The following is a 19963-nucleotide window of genomic DNA, read 5'->3' as shown; positions in this document are numbered from 1 at the left end:
CCGGCCGGACGCCCTCCTCAGTCCTCCTCAGTCCTCCTTGTCCCTGCCGCGGGGCCGGGCGCGTACGTGCATCCGCTCGCCCTGCCGCCCGAAGAGGCTGAGCAGCTCCACCGGCTCGCCGCCCGCCGGGCCGAACCAGTGCGGCAGCCGGGTGTCGAACTCCGCGGCCTCGCCGGACCGCAGTACCACGTCCCGGTCGGCGAGCAGCAGCCGCAGCCGCCCGGAGAGGACGTACAGCCACTCGTAGCCCTCGTGGGTCCGCTGGTCGGGCTCGCCCGGCACCGGATCGATGATCATCTTGTACGCCTGGAGTCCGCCGGGTTGCCGGGTCAGCGGCACGAACGTCATGTGCGCCCGGCGCTGCGGCACCGCGCGCACCCGCGGATCGCCCACCTCCGGCGCGCCGACCAGTTCGTCCAGCGGCACCTGGTGGGCCTGGGCGAGCGGCAGCAGCAGTTCGAGCGTGGCCTTGCGGCCGCCCGATTCGAGGCGGGAGAGGGTGCTCACCGAGATGCCCGTCGTCTCCGAGAGGGCGGTGAGCGTGACTCCCCTGTCCTGCCGCAGCCGCCGCAGCCGCGGTCCCACGTTCGTCAGCACCCGTTCGTACGTCTTGTCGTCCATCTCTTCATTGCCGAACCGGCAAGCGCATTTGTCAAGAGCTGTCCGGGCGTCCCGGCCCGGTCCGCGGGCCGGCGTGATCATGCTCACGGGGCGGGTACGCGGCGCGGGAATGACGTGCGGGGTGCGGCTGTTGTGCCGGTTGTAGGAACGCTGAAGGAATCTTCGAAGAAGTGGAGTCCGCCGCATGGGAATCGCTTGCCCAGCCCGCCCGCAGGGCGCTGACCTGCAGTGGTCACAGCTGAGGGGCGCCCAGGCCGCCATGGCTGGAGCGGCGGCGGTACCGGATCGTCGTCTATTCTCCGAATCGAGCGGGTCCGCGTCCGGATCCGTCACGGTGTTGGAGGAGGTGGGTCCGGTCACCGGTACCGACGCAGGGACCGACGGCACGGCAGAGGAGCACGCTGGCAACGGGAAGCGGGAGACGGTCGCCGAGCGCAACGCGCGCTTCGAGCGGGACGCGCTCACCTTCCTGGACCAGATGTATTCGGCCGCGCTGCGCATGACGCGCAACCCGGCCGATGCGGAGGACCTGGTTCAGGAGACGTATGCGAAGGCGTATGCGTCCTTCCACCAGTTCCGTGAGGGAACGAACCTCAAGGCGTGGCTGTACCGCATCCTCACCAACACCTTCATCAACTCCTACCGCAAGAAGCAGCGCGAACCCCAGCGCAGTGCCGCCGAGGAGATCGAGGACTGGCAGCTGGCACGCGCCGAGTCGCACATGTCGACCGGCCTGCGTTCCGCCGAGTCCCAGGCCCTCGACCACCTGCCGGACTCCGACGTGAAGGCGGCCCTTCAGGCCATCCCGGAGGAGTTCCGCATCGCCGTCTATCTGGCGGACGTCGAGGGCTTTGCGTACAAGGAGATCGCCGACATCATGGGTACACCCATCGGCACGGTGATGTCCCGGCTGCACCGCGGCCGGCGCCAACTGCGCGGCATGCTGGAGGATTACGCCCGTGAGCGTGGGCTGGTCCCCGCCGGGGCAGGCGCTGCGACCGCGCAGTCGTCGCAGCCGCACGATCGGAAAGGCTCGGGATCATGAGCTGCGGAGAGCCGCACGAGAAGGACTGCTCAGAGGTCCTCGACCACCTGTACGAGTACCTCGACCGGGAGATGCCGGCCGGTGAGTGCGAGAAGTTCCAGGAGCACTTCGACGAATGCTCGCCCTGCCTGGAGAAGTACGGGCTGGAGCAGGCCGTCAAGAAGCTCGTCAAGCGCTGCTGCGGTCACGACGACGTCCCGGTCGACCTGCGGTCGAAGGTGATGGGCCGGATCGACCTGATCCGCGCGGGCGAGGCGGTGCCCGAGCAGAGCGTGCTCGAACAGGCCAAGCAGGAGCAGGCGGAGGCCCGTGCGGCCGCGGCCGCCAAGGCCCCCGAGCAGGCGTCCGGGCCCGGCTCGGACACCACGCTCGACGCGCGTGGTGAGACCGCGCGGGCCGAATAGCGCTGCGTTTCGTTGCGTATCGCTGCATATCGCGGCGTATCACCCCAAGGGGTGAGGGGCGGGACGGTTCGTCCCGCCCGATCCACTGACTCGCCGTCCCGCAAGGGTTCGATTCCGCACGGCGGACGCGGGCCGCTGACACGGCCCTGAGGGCCCATCCGACGTACGCGGCCGTACCGTTGCCCGCCGCCGGTCACGTCCGCACACCGTCCCCGGCCACCGGATTCGCTGTCGCCTGCCGGCAACCGCCGTTCGCCGGCGGCACGTTGCGGCGCCGGGCGCGTTCTGCCGGCCACGCCCGTCGGGGGCCGCGCTGAGGCCTGCCGTGGGCACTGGGGCCCATACGGGCCGGAACACTGCGACAAGCCGGGACGGCGTGACGGGCGCGAACCGGGCCGTACAGACCAGGACCGAGCAGAACCGGACCGTACAAGAACCGGACGGCGGTCCCCCGGAAGAGCCATCCAGCCGGAGGGCACCCGGCCCCGGCAGCCCCGCCCGGATCCCCGTACAGATCCACGCAAAGGCCCGCGCAAGGTCATGGAACCGATGGGTAATGAGCGGCCCCGGAGATGGGCATGGTTGGATGCGAAGGAACCCCCACGAACGGGGATTCAGGGGGTCGGCGAAAGGCAAGGAGCCGGTGAGGGGGTCGGTGGCGGGCCGCGGGTGGCGCGGCAACCGGGCTGAGCCCGGCGGCAATCTGTGGCAGGTTGTCGAGTGGGCCCTCATGCGGCCCCCGGCCTCCGTCCTGGACACCGTCCGGGGCGGCATCCAGGAAGCAACCAGCAGGCGGGAATCGTGAAGATCTTCGGCAAGGTACGGCACCGGCCCTCCGCCTCGTGGCGGCAGGCGACCGACCGCGCTTTCACGCTGATCGGTGACGGCCGTTACGAGGACGCGGGCGCGCTGCTGACGCGGGCGGCCGACATGGAGCCGTGGCTGTCGGAGTCCTGGTTCAACCTCGCGCTGCTGCACAAGTTCCGGCACGACTGGGAGCAGGCGCGCGCCGCCGGACTGCGCGCGGTCGCCCTGCTGGACCGCGAGGCCGGGGCGCCCGACTGGTGGAACGTGGGCATCGCGGCCACCGCCCTGCAGGACTGGCCGCTGGCCCGGCGGGCCTGGCAGGCGTACGGCCTGAAGGTCCCCGGCGAGGGTTCGCCGTCCGCCGAACCGGTCGGCATGGAACTGGGCAGCGCCGCCGTGCGCCTCTCGCCCGAGGGCGAGGCCGAGGTGGTCTGGGGCCGCCGGCTGGACCCGGCCCGTATCGAGGTGCTCTCCATCCCGCTGCCGTCCTCCGGGCGGCGCTGGGGCGAGGTGGTGCTGCACGACGGCGTGCCGAACGGCGAACGGACGACCGCGGCCGGACCGTCCTTCCCGGTGTTCGACGAGATCGAGCTGTGGGCGCCGTCGCCGGTGCCGACCTGGGTGGTGCTCCTGGAGGCCGCCACGGAGGCCGACCGGGACGCCCTGGAGCGGCTGGCCGCCGACGCGGGCTTCGCCGCCGAGGACTGGTCGTCGTCCGTCCGCCTGCTGTGCCGTACGTGCTCGGAGAGCCGGATGCCCAGCGACGAGGGCGAGGGCGAGCACCTGGACCCGCACGACCACAGCGAACCGGGCCACCCGGGCCCGCTGGGCCACCGTACGGCCGGCTCCGGCTCGCTGTGGGTGCCGGAGCGCGAGTGCGGCATCGCGGCCCCCGCCGGGCTGGTGCGCGGCCTGCTGGACGGCTGGGTGGCCGACAGCCCGGACACCCGCGAGTGGCGGGACCTCGAAGAGGTCTGCTGACGGCCGGCGCCCGGACAGCGCCCCCGCCGGCGCACGGCGCCCCGCGCTCCCGGCCTCCGGTGGCAAACCGGACGCGGTCTCCGAGAGCCCGCAGGACGCCCCGCGTAGGCTGGAGGGCGAAGATTTCGGGTTTCCAGGAAGGCGTACGGCGGACATGGCGCAACAGCCTGTTTTTGACCACAACGAGGAGCGGGCGGCGGAGGGCTTCGTCGACGACGTCACCGGCGCGGCGGAGCGGGAGGAGGCGCACCGCGAGCGCGGCACGTCCCGCCCGATCACCGTCGTCGGCAACCCGGTGCTGCACAAGGAGTGCAAGGACGTCACCGAGTTCGACGACAAGCTCGCCCAGCTCATCGACGACATGTTCGCCAGCCAGCGCACGGCCGAGGGCGTGGGCCTGGCCGCCAACCAGATCGGCGTGGACCTGAAGGTCTTCGTGTACGACTGCATGGACGACGAGGGCGTACGGCACGTCGGCGTGGTCTGCAACCCGGTCCTGGACGACCTGCCGGTCGAGCGGCGGGTGCTGGACGACTCGAACGAGGGCTGCCTGTCGGTGCCCGGCGCGTACGCGGAGCTGGCCCGCCCGGACTACGCGGTCGTCCGCGGCCAGGACGCCGAGGGCAACCCGATCGTGGTCCGGGGCACCGGCTACTTCGCGCGCTGCCTCCAGCACGAGACCGACCACCTGTACGGCTACCTGTACATCGACCGGCTCTCCAAGCGCGACCGCAAGGATGCGCTGAAGCAGATGGCCGAGCGCGAGCCGCGCTACCCCGTCGTGGCCAACGACTGAGCCGCCTGACGGCCGAGCCCCGGCCCGCCTTCACTTCCCCGTGCCGGTGGCGTACGCGCCCCAGATCCGGGGCGGTATCCCGTTGCCGAACCGGGCGTCGCCGCCCAGGCCCTCCATGGGCAGCAGCCGCGGCGCCCCCGGCTCGGCGCGGAAGACGGTGACGGCGGTGGTCAGCCCGCCGCCGGGCGCGCCGTCGTTGCCGATGAACCACGCCGACCGCATTCGGTCGTCCGGGCCGGTGCCGCCCGCGGCGATGCCGCGCGGCAGCCTGGTGACGGTCTCCTGGGGAAGCGACTTCCAGGCGAAGGCCCGGAGCGCGGCGTTGATGCCGCGCGCCGCCTCCGGGGCCAGCACGCCGTGCGGCGCCGGCGGCTCCAGGCCGGGCAGCGGCTTGCCGTCGTGCACCACCTCGGTCACCGAGTACGGCTCGGTGCGGCTGCCGTCGTTGGTGAACAGCGAGTACGCGCCGGCCAGCCGGATCGCGCTGGGCGTGGAGGTGCCGAGCGGGAACGTGGGCTCCAGGCGGGCCAGGCTCTCCTTGCGCAGGCCCGCCGCGACGGCCAGGTCCCGGATCTTCTCCAGGCCGAGGCGCTTGCCCGCGCTGACGAAGGGCGGGTGGGCGGAGGTGATCAGGCCCTCGTACAGGGCGGACGGCAGTGCGGCGCCCGGTGCGGTGGTCGGCGACGGGCGGGCGGTGCCGTCGGGGACGGCCTCCGCGGCCGTGCCGCTCTGCTCGCGCAGGTCGGCGGCCAGGACGAACGGCTTGAAGGCCGAGCCCGCCGGCACGCCCGCGGTGTCGGCGTTGTTCGCGAAGTGCTTCGTGGCGTCCGGGCCGCCGTAGAGCGCGATGACGGCTCCGTCGCGGGGCCGCACGGACGCGGCGCCGAATTCCACGTACGCGTCGGCGGGGCGCTTCTTCGGGTCGATACCGCGGCGCCGCTCGTCCGCCACCGCTTTCGCCAGCCGCGCCACCTTGTCCTTCTCGAAGGTGGTGTGAATGCGGTAGCCGCCGCGGGCCAGATCGCGGTCGGTCAGATCCGTACGGCTCCGGAGGTATTTCTTCGCCACGTCGACGAGATAGCCGGTCTGGCCTTTCTGGCTGGTCGGGGTGACCGGTGCGCGCGGCTCGGGGAACGTCGTGTAGCGGGCGCGCTGCTCCCGGCTCATCAGTCCGGTCTCCACCTCGCGGTCCAGAATCCACTTCCAACGTTCCACCGCGCGCTCGTGGTTGGCGTCGCTGAGTGCGGGATCGTACTGCTCGGCGCCCTTGAGCAGCGCGGCGAGCGCCGCGCCCTGGCTGGGGTCGAGGCTCTTGGCCGGAATGCCGTAGTACGCGTTCGCGGCGGCCTGGATTCCGAACGAATTCCGCCCGAAGTAGCTGGTGTTGAGATAGCCCTGCAGGATCTCCGACTTGGACTTGCGGTTGTCCAGTTTCAGCGCGATGAAGAATTCCTTCACCTTGCGCTTGAGGGTCTGGTCCTGCGAGAGGTACGTGTTCTTCACGTACTGCTGGGTGATGGTGGAACCGCCCTGGGCATCCGCGCCCTGGGCCATGTTCACCGCGGCCCGGGCGATTCCGGAGAACGAGACCCCGGAGTCGGAGTAGAAACTCGCGTTCTCGGCGGCGATGACGGCGTGTTCGACGGAGTCGGGCACCTGGGCGAGGGTGACGTTCTGCCGGTTGACGGCGCCCTCGCTCACCATCTGGCTGCCGTCCGCCCAGTAGTAGACGGTGGCTTCCTGGCGCGAGGCGGCGTTCTCGTCCGGGATGTCGACCTGCGTGTACACGGCGACGAAGAGCCCGGCGGTGCCGGCCGCGCCGGCGGCGGCGATGCCGAGCTGCTGTCTCCAGGACGGCAGCCAGCGGCGCCAGCCGCCGCGGCCCCGGCGGGGATAGTCGATGAACCGTTTCTTCCTCGGTTGCTCGCTGCCCTTCATGTAACGGGAGAGCAGGTGGGCCGGGACGGGGTTGCCGTCGCCCGCGCGTTGTCATCGACTCATCAAATCCGGTCCGGATTCGTCGGACATAAAGAAACGGACGGTGCCGGTCCGCACGTACGGACCGGCACCGTCCAGCTCGATTCAGATCCCGATCAGAACTCGTCGTCGAAGGAGACCGACCCCTCGACGGCGACCTGATAGGCCGAGGCGCGCCGCTCGAAGAAGTTGGTCAGCTCCTGGACGTTCTGCAGCTCCATGAAGGAGAACGGGTTCTCCGAGCCGTACACCGGCGCGAAACCGAGGCGCTGCAGGCGCTGGTCGGCGACGCACTGGAGGTACTCGCGCATCGACTCGGTGTTCATGCCCGGCAGGCCGTCGCCGCACAGGTCACGGCCGAACTGCAGCTCGGCCTCGACGGCCTCCTTGAGCATGTCGGTGACCTGGCGCTCCAGCTCGTCGTCGAAGAGGTCCGGCTCCTCCTCGCGCACCGTGTCCACGACCGAGAACGCGAAGTTCATGTGCATGGTCTCGTCGCGGAAGACCCAGTTGGTGCCGGTGGCCAAGCCGTGCAGCAGGCCGCGCGAGCGGAACCAGTACACGTACGCGAAGGCGCCGTAGAAGAACAGGCCCTCGATGCAGGCCGCGAAGCAGATCAGGTTCAGCAGGAAGCGGCGGCGGTCGGCCTTCGACTCCAGACGGTCGATGGACTCGACCGAGTCCATCCACTTGAAGCAGAACTCGGCCTTCTCGCGGATGGACGGGATGTTCTCCACGGCGGCGAACGCGGCCGCGCGGTCCTCCGGGTCGGGCAGGTAGGTGTCCAGCAGCGTCAGGTAGAACTGGACGTGCACGGCCTCCTCGAACAGCTGTCGGCTCAGGTAGAGCCGCGCCTCGGGGGAGTTGATGTGCTTGTAGAGGGTCAGCACCAGGTTGTTGGCCACGATCGAGTCGCCGGTCGCGAAGAACGCGACGAGCCGGCCGATCATGTGCTGCTCGCCGGGGGAGAGCTTGGCGAGGTCGGCCACGTCGGAGTGGAGGTCGACCTCCTCCACGGTCCAGGTGTTCTTGATCGCGTCCCGGTAGCGGTCGTAGAAGTCCGGGTAGCGCATGGGCCGCAGGGTCAGTTCGAAGCCCGGGTCGAGGAGGTTCTTCGCGCCGGTGGTAGCGGTGTGCGAGGCGGCCGCGGTCGTCTCGGTGGTGTCGTTCTTCTCGGGTGCAGTGGTCATGATTACTGGCATGCCTCGCAGGACTCGGGGTTTTCCAGGGAGCAGGCGACGGCCTCGGGGTCGGCCGCCTGAGCGGGTACGGGAGCGGTCTGCGCGCCCCCGCCCGTGCCGCGCGCGGACTGGGCGATACGGGTCGCCGGACGCGAGCGGAGGTAGTACGTGGTCTTGATGCCGCGCTTCCAGGCGTACGCGTACATCGAGCTGAGCTTGCCGATGGTCGGGGACGCCATGAACAGGTTCAGCGACTGGCTCTGGTCGAGGTAGGGCGTACGGTCCGCCGCCATGTCGATCAGCGAGCGCTGCGGGATCTCCCAGGCCGTGCGGTACAGCTCGCGGGTCTCGGCGGGGATCCAGTCCAGCTCCTGCACCGAGCCGTTGGCCTCGCGCAGCGCGTCACGGGTGCGGGCGTCCCACAGCCCCAGCGCCTTCAGCTCCTCGATCAGGTACGCGTTGACCTGGAGGAACTCGCCCGACAGCGTCTCGCGCTTGAACAGGTTGGAGACCTGCGGCTCGATGCACTCGTAGACGCCCGCGATGGAGGCGATGGTGGCGGTCGGCGCGATGGCCAGCAGCAGCGAGTTGCGCATACCGGTCGACGCGATCCGGGCGCGCAGCGCCGCCCACCGGTCCGCCCAGCGCGGCTCGGCGTTCGGGTAGTGGTCGGGGTGCAGCACGCCGCGGGCCGTACGGGTCGCGGACCAGGCAGGGTGCGGGCCGTGCCGCTCGGCGAGGCCGGCGGACGCCTCGTACGCCGCGAGCATGATCCGCTCGGAGATGCGCGTGGACAGCTCCCGCGCCTCGGGCGAGTCGAAGCGCAGCCGCAGCCGGAAGAAGACGTCCTGGAGACCCATCAGGCCCAGACCCACCGGGCGCCAGCGGGAGTTGGAGGCCCCGGCCTGCTCGGTCGGGTAGAAGTTGATGTCCACCACGCGGTCGAGGAAGGTGACGGCCGTGCGGACGGTGGCGTCCAGCCGCTCCCAGTCCATCGCTTCCTCCCAGCCGTCGGCCTCATTGCGCAGGTGGGCGGCGAGGTTGACCGAGCCGAGGTTGCAGACGGCGGTCTCGCCGTCGTCGGTGACCTCCAGGATCTCGGTGCACAGGTTCGAGGAGTGCACGACCTTGCCGGGCTCGGCGGTCTGGTTGGCGGTGCGGTTGGCGGCGTCCTTGAAGGTCATCCAGCCGTTGCCGGTCTGCGCGAGGGTGCGCATCATCCGCGAGTACAGCACCCGGGCCGGGACCTGCTTGACGGCGCGGCCCTCGGCCTCCGCCTTGCGGTACGCGGCGTCGAACGCGTCGCCGTACAGGTCCACCAGCTCGGGCGCGTCGCTGGGGGAGAACAGCGACCAGTCGGCGTCGGCCTCGACGCGGCGCATGAACTCGTCGGGGATCCAGTGCGCGATGTTCAGGTTGTGGGTGCGCCGGGCCTCCTCGCCCGTGTTGTCGCGCAGCTCCAGGAACTCCTCCAGGTCCGCGTGCCAGGTCTCCAGGTAGACGCAGGCGGCGCCCTTGCGCCGGCCGCCCTGGTTCACCGCCGCGACCGAGGCGTCCAGGGTGCGCAGGAACGGCACGATGCCGTTGGAGTGGCCGTTGGTGCCGCGGATCAGCGAGCCGCGGGCCCGGACCCGGGAGTACGACAGGCCGATGCCGCCGGCGTGCTTCGACAGGCGCGCCACCTGGTGGTAGCGGTCGTAGATCGAGTCCAGCTCGTCCAGCGGGGAGTCCAGCAGGTAGCAGGAGGACATCTGCGGGTGCCGGGTGCCGGAGTTGAACAGCGTCGGCGAGGACGGCAGGTACGACAGCGTGCTGGTCAGCCGGTACAGCTCGGCGACGTCGGCCAGTGCCCGCTCGCTGTGGTCCTCGGCCAGGCCGCAGGCCACCCGCAGCAGGAAGTGCTGCGGGGTCTCGATCACCTGGCGGGAGATCGGGTGGCGCAGCAGGTAGCGGGAGTGCAGGGTACGCAGGCCGAAGTAGCCGAAGCGGTCGTCCGCGCCGTCCGCCAGGGCGCCTTCCACCAGCGCGTCCAGGCGCGCCGCGTGGGTGCGTACGAACTCCGCGGTGCCGTCGGCGATCAGGCCCTCGCGGTGCCCGGTGGCGACGGAGGCGGAGAAGGCGACCGCCCCCTCCGCGGCCGCCTCCTCCGCGATGGCACGGGTCAGCAGGCGGGCGGCCAGCTTGGAGTACTGCGGCTCGTCGCCGATCAGACCGGCCGCGGCCTCCATGGCCAGCGAGCGCAGCTCTGTCTCGTCGGAGCCGGGGTGGCGACCGCGCAGCGCGGCGGCGGCGATCTTGCCCGGGTCGGTGGCGGGCAGGTCGGCGGTGAGGTCGGTCAGCGTACGCAGCAGGGCGGCGCCGGGGCCGTCCGTGGCCTGGCCGCCGGGGCCCTGCTGGGGCTGCGTGTCCTTCGCGGGCTGCGCGACCTGCTCGGCTGCTGCGGGCTCCGTTGGCGCGATGGTCACGTGCTGCTCTCCCTCACTCGGCGGGGGCCTGGGGAGGGCACGGCGGCGCGTGCGGGCGTGCGGCACCCCCGGTAGGCAAGGGGTGCGCGGGCACACCGCGCAGCGTCCACCGGTCCAACCCGCGAGACCCGGACGTATCGACGACCGCGCCGGTGCCGGCGCGGGCGTGCTGTGGGCAGGTCTTCGGACTCACGGGTGCGGTGTGCGCACTTCGTACACCGTTGCGGGACAGTTCCGGATTCGCACCGGATTCCCCTGCGACGACAGCGAGCACGAGCATACATCTTGTGCTGCCTCGTGCACGCACCCCCATATCTTGTGTCGCGTTGGCGCGGGGTTGTCCGGAGCCGTGGTATTCGGATGCCCTGTCGCAGCGTGTTCCGGGGGTTCTGCGGGGCCTCCGAGAGGGTGCCACGAGTCCGCCGCGGGGCCGCTCCCGGGGTGTTCCGAGGCCGTTCCGGGCTGTTCCCGAGCCGTTCGGAGCGGCCTGGACGGGGGCTGATGCACGGGGCGTATTGGTGGCGCGGAATGTCCCTGATGCGTTGACCGGGACTCCTGAAGCGTATTGGCTCCTTGTCTGCTCCGTCGGCCGGCGGGGCGGGTGGGGGTCATGTGTGAGGGGGGACATGCGAAGAACCGGTGCGGCGCGTGGCGCCGGGCGAGTCGTGGGCCTGGTGGCGGGAGTGTGTGTCGTGGCGGGGACGCTGCCCGGGGCGCCGGCGGCCGCCGCGGGGCGGGCGGCGCCGGCCACCGAGCGGGTCAGCGTCGCCGCGGACGGGACCCAGGGAAACGGTTTTTCAGGGGATCCGAAGCTCAGCGCGAACGGGCGGTTCGTGGCATTCACCTCGGAAGCCACCAATCTGGGCCCCACGGACACCAACGGCCACCAGGACGTCTACGTCAAGGATTTACGGACGGGAAAGGTCGACCTGGTCAGCGTCGGCAGCGTCGGCACGCTCGGCGACGGCCTCTCCGGCTCGCCCGAGATCAGCGCCGACGGCCGGTACGTCGCCTTCTACTCCGGTGCGACGAACCTGGTCCCCGGCGACACCAACGGCGAGGGCGACGTCTTCGTCCACGACCGCCGCACCGGGCGCACGGTGAGCCCCACCGCGGGCGCCGGGAAGTCCCCGTACGGGTACGGGGTCCAGAACTTCGCCCTCAGCGGTGACGGACGCCGCCTCGCCTTCGGCTCCTACCGCCCGGACCTGGTGCCCGGCGACACCAACGAGCGCCTGGACATCTTCGTCCACGATGTGCAGGCGGGAACGGTGAAGCGGGTGAGCGTGGCGAGCGACGGCACCCAGGCGAACGGCGCGTCCGCCTTCCCGTCGATCAGCGCCGACGGCCGCCGGGTCGCGTTCACCTCGAAGGCGGACAACCTCGTCCCCGCCGGGCCCGGCTTCCGCCGCCCGCCGCCGCAGGACCCCATGTACGTCCACGACCTGGCCACCGGCCGGACCCGGGCGGCGAGCCTGAGCACCACGGGTGCCGTGGTCGGCGTGTCCCCGTTCCCCCGGCTCAGCCCCGACGGCCGGTACGCGGTCTTCTCCGCCGTGGCCGACGACGTGGTGCCGGACGACACCAACGGCACGTACGACCTCTTCGCCCGCGACCTGGAACGCGGCACCACCCGGCTGCTGACCCGCGCGCACGACGGCTCCCAGGCCGACGGCTGGTCCTCCGACGGGCGGCTCACCGCGGACAACCGGCGGCTCTTCTTCACCTCCGTGGCCACCGGCCTGGTGCCCGGCGACACCAACGGCGAGGTGGACGGCTTCGTCCGCGACCTGCACACCGGGCAGGTCGAGCGGATCAACGTCGGCGAGGACGGCGCCCAGTCGACGTCCTGGACGAACATCGCGGCACCCGACGCCTCCGGACGGCTGGCGGCCTTCGACTCGCGCGACGAGGGGCTGGTGTCCGGGGACACGAACGGGACGGGCGACGTCTTCGTCCGCCGGCTCCGGCACTGACGTGCCGGTGCCGGCCCCGGTACCGGCACGGCTTACGCGCCCGGCGCGCCACGGCATCGGCGCGCGGGCGCCGTACGCACCAACGCACCAACGCACCAACGCACCGACCAGGAGGGGAACCAGCCATGAGGCTCACCCGCACCACCGCACGAAGACTCGCCGCCGCGACCGGCGTGTGCGCGCTCGCCGCACTGCTGCCCGCCACGACGGCCACCGCCCGGACCGCGCCGCCGCACGGCACCGAACGCGTCAGCGTCGCCGCCGACGGCACGCAGGGCAACGGCGGCTCGTCCACCTCGGCGATCAGTGCCGACGGCCGGTACGTCACCTTCGCCTCCGACGCGGCCGACCTCGTGCCCGGCGACACCAACGGGCAGTCGGACATCTTCGTGAAGGACCTGCGGACGGGCGCCGTCGAGCGGGTCAACGTGGCGAGCGACGGAACGCAGGCCGGCTCCTGGTCGTCCTCGCCCACCATCAGCGCCGACGGCCGCTACGTCGCCTTCGCCTCCGACGCGGCCGACCTCGTGCCGGGCGACACCAACGCCGACACCGACATCTTCGTCCACGACCGGCGGACCGGGCGGACCGAAAGCGTGACCCTCGACGGGCGTCCCCCGCAGGGCAAGCAAGGCTCCCAGATGCCGGTGATCAGCGCCAACGGCCGGTACGTGGCGTTCGCCTCCAGCCGCGAGGACCTGGTGCCCGGCGACACCAACAAGGCACAGGACATCTTCGTACGCGACCGCAAGAGCGGCACCGTGACACGGGTGAGCGTCTCCGTCACCGGCGAGCAGGCCACCGGCCCCTCCACCTACCCCGTGCTCAGTTACGACGGCCGCAAGGTCGGCTTCACCTCCAAGGCGCGGAATCTGCCCCCGGCTTCGGCCCCGGCCGCCCGCGACGAGGCCGGCCTGCGCAAACCGCACAGCTACCCCTTCTTCCTGCACGACCTGGACACCGGCCGCACGAGCGTGGCGAGCCTCAGCTCGACCGGCGAGACCGTCGGCGCCTGGAACGCCTCACTCAGCCCCGACGGCCGCTACGCGGTCTTCTCCAGCCAGTACGGAGAGGTGGTGCCCGGCCATCCGACGGGCAGGGCGGACCTGTTCGTACGCGACCTCGTCAAGGGCACGACGGAGCAGATGACGTACACCTATGACGGCAGACAGCCGCAGGAGGGCCGCTCCAACAACGGCTTCCTGTCCGCGGACAACCGCCGCCTGTTCTTCGAGTCCACGGTTCCGGACCTGGTGCGCGACGACACCAACGGCGCGCAGGACATCTTCGTGCGCGACATGCGGACCGGCGCCGTCGAACGGGTCAGCGTCGCCGCCGACGGCTCCCAGGCCCAGGCCTGGTCCTCCAACGTCTCCACCGACGCCCTGGGCCGCACCCTCGCCTTCGACTCCGACGCGGCGAACCTGGTCCCGGGGGACACGAACGGGGCGTCGGACGTGTTCGTGCGGAGGCTGCGGCCGTAGGACAGGCGTGTCAGGCCCCTGGCCGCCGGTCCGCCACGTCCAGCTCGCACGCGAACGCCCACAGCCTGATACCCGGTACCGGCTCCCAGTCCCGCTCGGGTGTGCGCGTGAACCCGATGCGCTCGTACACGCGGTGGGCCTTCTCGATGTGCGGCATCGCGGACAGCACCATGTGGGACAGGCCGAGGGAGCGGGCGCGGTCCAGGCAGGCGCGCACCAGCGCTTCGCCGATGCCGCGCCCGCGGCCGCCGGGGGCGACGGCCAGCATCCGGAACTCGCCCTCGCCGGGACCGGCTATCTCGGCGTACGGGCTGCCGGGGGCGGCGAAGGTCACCGCCCCCAGCACCGCGCCGTCGGTGGCGACCGCCGTCAGCACCTCGGCGTGCTCCGCCCGCCGCGCGACCTTGCGCAGCTCGTGTGCGTACGGGTCGTCGGCCCCGAACGCCAGCAGCCCGTCGGCCGTGTAGGCCGCCACGAGGAGTTCGCCGATCGTTTCGAACTCCTCCGGCCGCGCGGCCCTGATCGTGATGTCCATGAGGCAAGTGTGCACCGGGGGTCCGACAACGGCCCCCGGCACCGCATCCGCCCCCTCAGCGCCCCGCCGGCGCCCCCGCCGTGGCCGGTGGCAATTCGACCTGGACGTCCTTGTCGCCCGCGTCCGCCGTGTAGTCCTCCGGGGACGTCTCGTCGACGCCGTCCGGGGCCTTCATGGCGCGCAGGACCACCGTGAGGACGACGGTGAGCAGGGCGTTCAGGACGAACGCGGTCAGGCCGATGTAGCCGATCTCGCCGATGCCGGGGATCTCCGCGCTGGAGCCGCCGAAGTGCTTCTGCGTGGGGCTGGCCACTCCGTACGCCGCGAGCGTTCCGTAGACCATGCCGACCGCCCAGCCGGCCAGCAACGCCCACCGGTGGAACCACCGGGTGAACAGGCCGCCGACCAGGGCCGGCATCGTCTGCAGGATCCAGATGCCGCCCAGCAGCTGGAAGTTGATCGCGACGGTCTTGTCCATCGTCAGGACGAAGACCAGCGCACCGACCTTGACCAGCAGTGACACCAGCTTGGCAACCTTGTGCTCCTGTGCGGGCGTGGCGCCGGGCCTGAGGAAGTCCTTGTAGATGTTGCGGGTGAACAGGTTCGCCGCGGCGATGGACATGATGGCCGCCGGCACCAGCGCACCGATGCCGATCGCGGCGAACGCCACGCCCGTGAACCAGTCGGGGAACATGTTCTCGAAGAGCTGCGGGATGGCCAGCTGCCCGTTCTGCACCTTGATCCCGGCCGCCACCGCCATGAAGCCCAGCAGCGCCAGCAGCCCCAGCATCAGGGAGTACAGCGGGAGGATGGTGGTGTTGCGGCGGATGACGTCGCGGCTGCGGGAGGACAGCGTCGCGGTGATCGAGTGCGGGTACATGAAGAGCGCGAGCGCCGAGCCGAGGGCCAGGGTCGCGTACGCCCACTGCGCGTTCGGCCCGCTGGCCAGTTCCCCGCGCGGTTTGCCGGTCGCCGGGTTCTTCTGCGCGAAGGCGTCCTCGGCCACCGCGAAGATGTGCTCGAAGCCGCCCAGCTTGATCGGGATGTAGATGATCGCGACGGCGATGACCAGGTAGATCAGGCCGTCCTTGACGAACGCGATCAGGGCCGGTGCGCGCAGCCCGGATGAGTACGTGTACGCCGCCAGCACACCGAAGGCGATCAGCAGCGGCAGGTCCTTGACGAACCAGTGGGTGTTCTCGCCGCCGCCGACGCCCATCACGTCCAGCACGGCCTGGATGCCGACCAGTTGCAGCGCGATGTACGGCATGGTGGCGAGGATGCCGGTGAGCGCCACGGCCAGCGACAGGCCCTTGGAGCCGAACCGGCCGCGTACGAAGTCGGAGGTGGTGACGTACCCGTGCTTGTGCGAGACCGACCACAGGCGGGGCAGGAAGGTGAAGATCAGCGGGTAGACGAGGATCGTGTACGGCACCGCGAAGAACCCGGCCGCGCCCGCCGCGTAGATCGCCGCGGGCACCGCGACGAAGGTGTACGCGGTGTACAGGTCGCCGCCCAGCAGGAACCACGTCACCCAGGTGCCGAAGCTGCGCCCGCCCAGGCCCCATTCGTCGAGGTTGTCGGACTCCGCGGCCTTGCGCCAGCGTGCCGCCAGGAAGCCCATGACCGTCACGGCCACGAAGAAGAAGATGAAGACGGCGAGCGCGACGCCGTTCACGCCGTCCTTCACCGCGACGCACCCCCCTTGCGCAGCCGCTGCTCACGCTGGACCAGCTTGTAGGCGACCATGGTGAGCGCGGTCGAGATCAGCACCCACAGCATCTGGTACCAGTAGAAGAACGGGATGCCGATGAGTGTCGGCTCCACCTTGGCGTACGAGCTCACCCACAGCACCGCCACGAAGGGCGCGACCAGGCACAGCCCGGCGATCACGCGCGTGGGCGTGACGACCGGGGCGGCTCTGCCCGCTGGTGTTCCGGCTGATTCGGACGGCTCTGGCATGGCCGTGGCTCCGTTCCCTGGCGGTCCCTTGGTGATCACGCGCGTAATGGGCAGGAAATCTAAGCCAGGGAAGTTGCACGCGTCACTACCTGTCCGCATATCGGTACGGCAACGACGCCGAGCGCTTCGGCCACGGGCGTGCCCGCCGCCCCGCCGCGGAAGCGGGCCGTGTCAGCAGCAGCGGAAGCCGGAGCGGGGGTCGCCCTCGCGCGCTTCGGAGCGCCGCCGCTCGAATTCCCGGCGGCTGGGGACCGGCGCGTCGGGCGTGTGCTTCCGGACATGTGCGACGTAGTGCTCGTACGCGCTCTCGCCGGTCAATTCCCGTACGTACCAGCGGATCCGGCCCAGTGCCCGCCGTACCCCGCTCACGGCCCGCTCCGCTCCGCCGCCGCCAGCTCCGCCTTCTCCTCCTTGGAGGCCACCAGCCCGGCGGGCGCGACGATCGCCGACTGCACGTACGGGGCCTCGCTCAGCCGGGACGCGGCCGGATCGCGCAGGTGGCGTACGCACACCCGGGCCGCGTCCGCGATCACCACCACGATCAGCAGGGCGAGGGCCGCCGACAGCACGCCGTCCACCGTGGAGTTGGTGACAACCGTGTGCATGTCGCTCATGTTCTTGGCGGGCGGCAGCACCTTCCCGGCGTCGATGGCGTCCTGGTAGGCCGAACGCTGCGTGAAGAAGCCGACCTTGGGGTCCCCGGAGAAGACCTTCTGCCAGCTCGCGGTGAGGGTGACGGTGGCGTCCCAGGCGAGCGGAACGCCCGTGATCCAGGCCCACTTCAGGCGGCCGGACTTGACCAGCAGGGTCGTGCAGACGGTCAGCGCGACCGCCGCCAGGAGCTGGTTGGCGATGCCGAAGACCGGGAAGAGCTGGTTGATGCCGCCGAGCGGCTCGTGCACGCCGACCCACAGGAAGTAGCCCCACAGCGCCACCACGGCCGCACTGCACAGCACCAGCCCCGGCTTCCAACTCACCCTGCGGAACGGCTTGTAGACGTTGCCCAGCATGTCCTGGAGCATGAACCGGCCCACCCGGGTGCCCGCGTCCAGCGCCGTGAGGATGAACAGCGCCTCGAACATGATGGCGAAGTGGTACCAGAACGCCTTCATCCCGGCACCGCCGAAGACCTGCGAGAAGATGTCCGCGGCCCCCACGGCGAGGGTGGGCGCACCGCCTGTACGGGACAGCAGCGTGTGCTCCTCCACGGCCTTGGCCGCGGCCGCCAACTGGTCGGGGGAGATGCTGTATCCGAGGTGTGTGACGGCCTGGGAGGCCGACTGGACGGTGTCGCCGATGACGCCGGTCGGCGCGTTCATCGCGAAGTACAGCCCCGGGTCGATGATCGACGCCGCCACCAGTGCCATCACCGCGACGAACGACTCCATGAGCATCGAGCCGTAACCGATCATGCGGATCTGGGTCTCCTTCTGCACCATCTTGGGCGTGGTGCCGGAGGAGATCAGGGCGTGGAAGCCGGAGAGCGCGCCGCAGGCGATGGTGATGAAGACGAACGGGAAGAGCGAACCGGCGAAGACCGGGCCGTCGCCGCGCCCGGCGAAGTCCGTGACCGCGTCCATCTTCAGGTTGGGCAGCGTGACCAGCACGCCGACCGCCAGCAGCCCGATCGTGCCGATCTTCATGAAGGTGGAGAGGTAGTCGCGGGGCGCCAGCAGCGTCCACACCGGCAGGACGGAGGCGATGAACCCGTACGCCACCAGCCAGACGACCAGCGTCCCCGGCTCCAGCGTGAAAATGCCGGCCCAGGACGAGTCGGCGACCCAGCGGCCCGCGACCAGCGCGAGCAGCAGCAGCGCGACGCCGATCAGGGAGACCTCGGTGACCCGGCCGGGGCGCAGTACCCGCAGGTAGAAGCCCATGAGCAGGGCGATCGGGATGGTCATGCCGATGGAGAAGGTGCCCCAGGGGGACTGGGCCAGCGCGTTGACGATGACCAGCGCCAGCACGCCCAGCAAGATGATCATGATGGCGAAGGCGGCGAGCAGCGCGGCGGCACCGCCGACCACGCCGATCTCCTCGCGCGCCATCTGCCCCAGCGACCGGCCGTCGCGCCGGGTGGAGAAGAACAGCACCACCATGTCCTGCACGGCACCCGCGAAGACTACGCCGACGATGATCCAGATGGTGCCGGGCAGGTACCCCATCTGGGCGGCCAGCACCGGCCCGACCAGCGGCCCGGCGCCCGCGATGGCCGCGAAGTGGTGGCCGAGCAGCACCCGCCGGTCGGTGGGGTGGAAGTCCACACCGTCGTTCAGCCGCTCGGCGGGCGTCGCCCTCGTCCGGTCGAACCGCAGCACGCGGGTCGCGATGAAGCGCGCGTAGAAGCGGTATCCGATGGCGTACGAGCCGAGGGCGGCGGCCACCATCCAGGCGGCCGAGACCTCCTCGCCGCGGGACAGCGCGAGCAGCGTCCAGCCGGCGGCGCCGGCCAGCGCCACGGCCGTCCACAGTGCGATCTTCCGGGGACTGGCAGCGGTTCGGGTCCGGCCTGCTGGGCGCACCTGTACGTCCTCCCGTCGACGCGACGACGGAAGGACCGTAGAGGCAGGAGGGCGGGTCGCGCCATACCCCCGGTGATGCGGCGGGCGCCGGGCCCGGGGCGTACGGCCGCGGGATCTCGACCGTACGGCCGCGGACCCGGCCCGCCCGTCAGTCAGCCGGGCGCCGCAGCCGGGCCACGAACTTGTACCGGTCGCCCCGGTAGACCGAGCGCACCCACTCCACCGGCGCGCCCTCGGCGTCGAGGGAGTGCCGGGAGAGCATCAGCATCGGCAGGCCCACGTCCGTACCGAGCAGTCCGGCCTCGCGCGGTGTGGCCAGCGACGTCTCGATGGTCTCCTCGGCCTCGGCGGGCCGGACGTCGTAGACCTCGGACAGTGCCGTGTACAGCGAGGTGTACTTGACGAGGTTGCGACGCAGCGCGGGGAAGCGCTTCGCCGACAGGTGGGTGGTCTCGATGGCCATCGGCTCGCCGCTGGCCAGCCGCAGCCGCTCGATGCGCAGCACTCGCCCGCCGGCCGCTATGTCCAGCAGTCCGGCGAGCCGGTCGTCGGCGGTGACGTAGCCGATGTCCAGCAGCTGCGAGGCCGGCTCCAGGCCCTGGGCCCGCATGTCCTCGGTGTAGGAGGTCAGTTGCAGGGCCTGGGAGACCTTGGGTTTGGCGACGAACGTGCCCTTGCCCTGGATGCGTTCCAGCCGCCCTTCGACGACCAGTTCCTGGAGGGCCTGGCGTACCGTCGTGCGGGATGTGTCGAACTCCGCCGCCAGGGTGCGCTCCGGCGGGACCGGCGTGCCCGGGGGCAGCGTCTCGGTGATCTCCAGCAAGTGGCGCTTGAGGCGGTAGTACTTGGGTACGCGGGCGGTGCGTGCGCCGCCGCCGTTGTCCGCACTGCCCCCGTCGGTCTCCATGACCCGCCTCTCCGACTCCTGTCGCGCTGCCGTCACCGGCTCCTCCGTACGTAGCGGCTCATCGTGGCACGGGTGGGGTCCCGATGCTCCCTTGCTGGTCCGTGCCCGCTCGCGGGGCCTGACGCCAACGTAGCGTCTGCCCTGCGGACGGACGCCGTGCGGGCGTGGGGGGGGGGGGGGGGGGGGGGGGGGGGGGGGGGGGGGGAAGAAAGAGAAAAAAAAAAAAAAAAAAAAAAAAAAAAAAAAGAGGCAAACAGAAGACGAACCCCCCCCCTACCCCACCCACAAACAACACAAAAA

The 19963-nt window shown here is 71.0% G+C and carries 16 protein-coding genes and 1 riboswitch; of the genes, 6 read left to right on the top strand and 10 right to left on the bottom strand.

Features of this window, described 5'->3' with window-relative positions; all coding sequences use genetic code 11:
* Positions 1-27 precede the first annotated feature (27 nt).
* Complete coding sequence (locus tag ACZ4Z1_RS29340; protein WP_468489659.1) at positions 28-621, bottom strand: helix-turn-helix domain-containing protein; 594 nt, start codon at positions 619-621, stop codon at positions 28-30.
* Between the two features lie 346 nt (positions 622-967).
* Between ACZ4Z1_RS29340 and ACZ4Z1_RS29335 the strand changes: the two genes are divergently transcribed.
* From ACZ4Z1_RS29335 to def, 4 genes are all read left to right on the top strand, one after another.
* Entirely contained in the window at positions 968-1666 is a 699-nt protein-coding gene (locus ACZ4Z1_RS29335; protein ID WP_468489797.1) for a sigma-70 family RNA polymerase sigma factor, read from the top strand.
* Positions 1663-2070, top strand: coding sequence for a mycothiol system anti-sigma-R factor (gene rsrA, locus ACZ4Z1_RS29330; protein ID WP_468489658.1), 408 nt, complete (start codon positions 1663-1665; stop codon positions 2068-2070). Before ACZ4Z1_RS29335 ends, rsrA begins: the two co-directional genes overlap by 4 nt.
* A gap of 801 nt (positions 2071-2871) precedes the next feature.
* Complete coding sequence (locus tag ACZ4Z1_RS29325; RefSeq protein ID WP_031001132.1) at positions 2872-3858, top strand: tetratricopeptide repeat protein; 987 nt, start codon at positions 2872-2874, stop codon at positions 3856-3858.
* Between the two features lie 154 nt (positions 3859-4012).
* Entirely contained in the window at positions 4013-4654 is a 642-nt protein-coding gene (def, locus tag ACZ4Z1_RS29320; RefSeq protein WP_468489657.1) for a peptide deformylase, read from the top strand.
* Between the two features lie 30 nt (positions 4655-4684).
* On the opposite strand, the gene ACZ4Z1_RS29315 is transcribed toward def, so the two are convergent.
* From ACZ4Z1_RS29315 to ACZ4Z1_RS29305, 3 genes are all read right to left on the bottom strand, one after another.
* A complete protein-coding gene (locus ACZ4Z1_RS29315) occupies positions 4685-6592 on the bottom strand; it encodes a transglycosylase domain-containing protein (protein ID WP_468489656.1) in 1908 nt (635 codons plus the stop codon).
* 155 nt (positions 6593-6747) lie between these two features.
* Positions 6748-7821, bottom strand: coding sequence for a ribonucleotide-diphosphate reductase subunit beta (locus ACZ4Z1_RS29310; protein ID WP_468489655.1), 1074 nt, complete (start codon positions 7819-7821; stop codon positions 6748-6750).
* 2 nt (positions 7822-7823) lie between these two features.
* The gene (locus tag ACZ4Z1_RS29305; protein ID WP_468489654.1) at positions 7824-10277 is read right to left on the bottom strand and encodes a ribonucleoside-diphosphate reductase subunit alpha; all 2454 of its coding nucleotides are present in this window, start codon (positions 10275-10277) and stop codon (positions 7824-7826) included.
* Positions 10278-10434: 157 nt separating this feature from the next.
* A riboswitch (cobalamin riboswitch) is annotated at positions 10435-10567 on the bottom strand.
* 543 nt (positions 10568-11110) lie between these two features.
* Here ACZ4Z1_RS29305 and ACZ4Z1_RS29300 point away from each other — a divergent pair.
* Positions 11111-12253, top strand: coding sequence for a hypothetical protein (locus ACZ4Z1_RS29300; protein WP_468489653.1), 1143 nt, complete (start codon positions 11111-11113; stop codon positions 12251-12253).
* Between the two features lie 125 nt (positions 12254-12378).
* Positions 12379-13737 carry a TolB family protein gene (locus ACZ4Z1_RS29295; RefSeq protein ID WP_468489652.1) on the top strand — a complete coding sequence of 453 codons (1359 nt, stop codon included), beginning with the start codon at positions 12379-12381 and terminating at the stop codon, positions 13735-13737.
* Between the two features lie 10 nt (positions 13738-13747).
* On the opposite strand, the gene ACZ4Z1_RS29290 is transcribed toward ACZ4Z1_RS29295, so the two are convergent.
* From ACZ4Z1_RS29290 to ACZ4Z1_RS29265, 6 genes are all read right to left on the bottom strand, one after another.
* Complete coding sequence (locus tag ACZ4Z1_RS29290) at positions 13748-14272, bottom strand: GNAT family N-acetyltransferase (protein WP_468489651.1); 525 nt, start codon at positions 14270-14272, stop codon at positions 13748-13750.
* 55 nt (positions 14273-14327) lie between these two features.
* Positions 14328-15962, bottom strand: coding sequence for a monocarboxylate uptake permease MctP (mctP, locus tag ACZ4Z1_RS29285; protein WP_468489650.1), 1635 nt, complete (start codon positions 15960-15962; stop codon positions 14328-14330).
* Positions 15959-16234, bottom strand: a complete 276-nt coding sequence (locus ACZ4Z1_RS29280) for a DUF3311 domain-containing protein (protein ID WP_468489649.1) — start codon at positions 16232-16234, stop codon at positions 15959-15961. The genes mctP and ACZ4Z1_RS29280 overlap by 4 nt, the downstream gene beginning before the upstream one ends.
* 171 nt (positions 16235-16405) lie before the next feature.
* Positions 16406-16603: a CstA-like transporter-associated (seleno)protein gene (locus ACZ4Z1_RS29275; RefSeq protein WP_468489648.1), complete on the bottom strand. Its 198-nt coding sequence runs from the start codon at positions 16601-16603 to the stop codon at positions 16406-16408.
* Positions 16600-18756 (bottom strand): carbon starvation CstA family protein, encoded by a 2157-nt coding sequence (locus ACZ4Z1_RS29270; RefSeq protein WP_468489647.1) that lies wholly within the window; start codon positions 18754-18756, stop codon positions 16600-16602. Before ACZ4Z1_RS29270 ends, ACZ4Z1_RS29275 begins: the two co-directional genes overlap by 4 nt.
* Before the next feature lie 148 nt (positions 18757-18904).
* Entirely contained in the window at positions 18905-19663 is a 759-nt protein-coding gene (locus tag ACZ4Z1_RS29265) for a GntR family transcriptional regulator (protein ID WP_030587435.1), read from the bottom strand.
* Positions 19664-19963: the final 300 nt, after the last annotated feature.

Source organism: Streptomyces sp. NPDC030165 (assembly GCF_055573595.1).
The sequence above is the reverse complement of the archived record's forward strand: the minus strand, read 5'-3'. Positions and strand labels throughout refer to the sequence as shown.

Excerpts from the sequence above, each read along its gene's own strand:
- ACZ4Z1_RS29310 (WP_468489655.1), bottom strand. The coding sequence starts at position 7,821 with ATGACCACTGCACCCGAGAAGAACGACACCACCGAGACGACCGCGGCC.
- def (WP_468489657.1), top strand. The coding sequence starts at position 4,013 with ATGGCGCAACAGCCTGTTTTTGACCACAACGAGGAGCGGGCGGCGGAG.
- ACZ4Z1_RS29265 (WP_030587435.1), bottom strand. The coding sequence starts at position 19,663 with ATGGAGACCGACGGGGGCAGTGCGGACAACGGCGGCGGCGCACGCACC.
- ACZ4Z1_RS29290 (WP_468489651.1), bottom strand. The coding sequence starts at position 14,272 with ATGGACATCACGATCAGGGCCGCGCGGCCGGAGGAGTTCGAAACGATC.
- ACZ4Z1_RS29295 (WP_468489652.1), top strand. The coding sequence starts at position 12,379 with ATGAGGCTCACCCGCACCACCGCACGAAGACTCGCCGCCGCGACCGGC.
- ACZ4Z1_RS29280 (WP_468489649.1), bottom strand. The coding sequence starts at position 16,234 with ATGCCAGAGCCGTCCGAATCAGCCGGAACACCAGCGGGCAGAGCCGCC.
- ACZ4Z1_RS29315 (WP_468489656.1), bottom strand. The coding sequence starts at position 6,592 with ATGAAGGGCAGCGAGCAACCGAGGAAGAAACGGTTCATCGACTATCCC.
- rsrA (WP_468489658.1), top strand. The coding sequence starts at position 1,663 with ATGAGCTGCGGAGAGCCGCACGAGAAGGACTGCTCAGAGGTCCTCGAC.
- ACZ4Z1_RS29340 (WP_468489659.1), bottom strand. The coding sequence starts at position 621 with ATGGACGACAAGACGTACGAACGGGTGCTGACGAACGTGGGACCGCGG.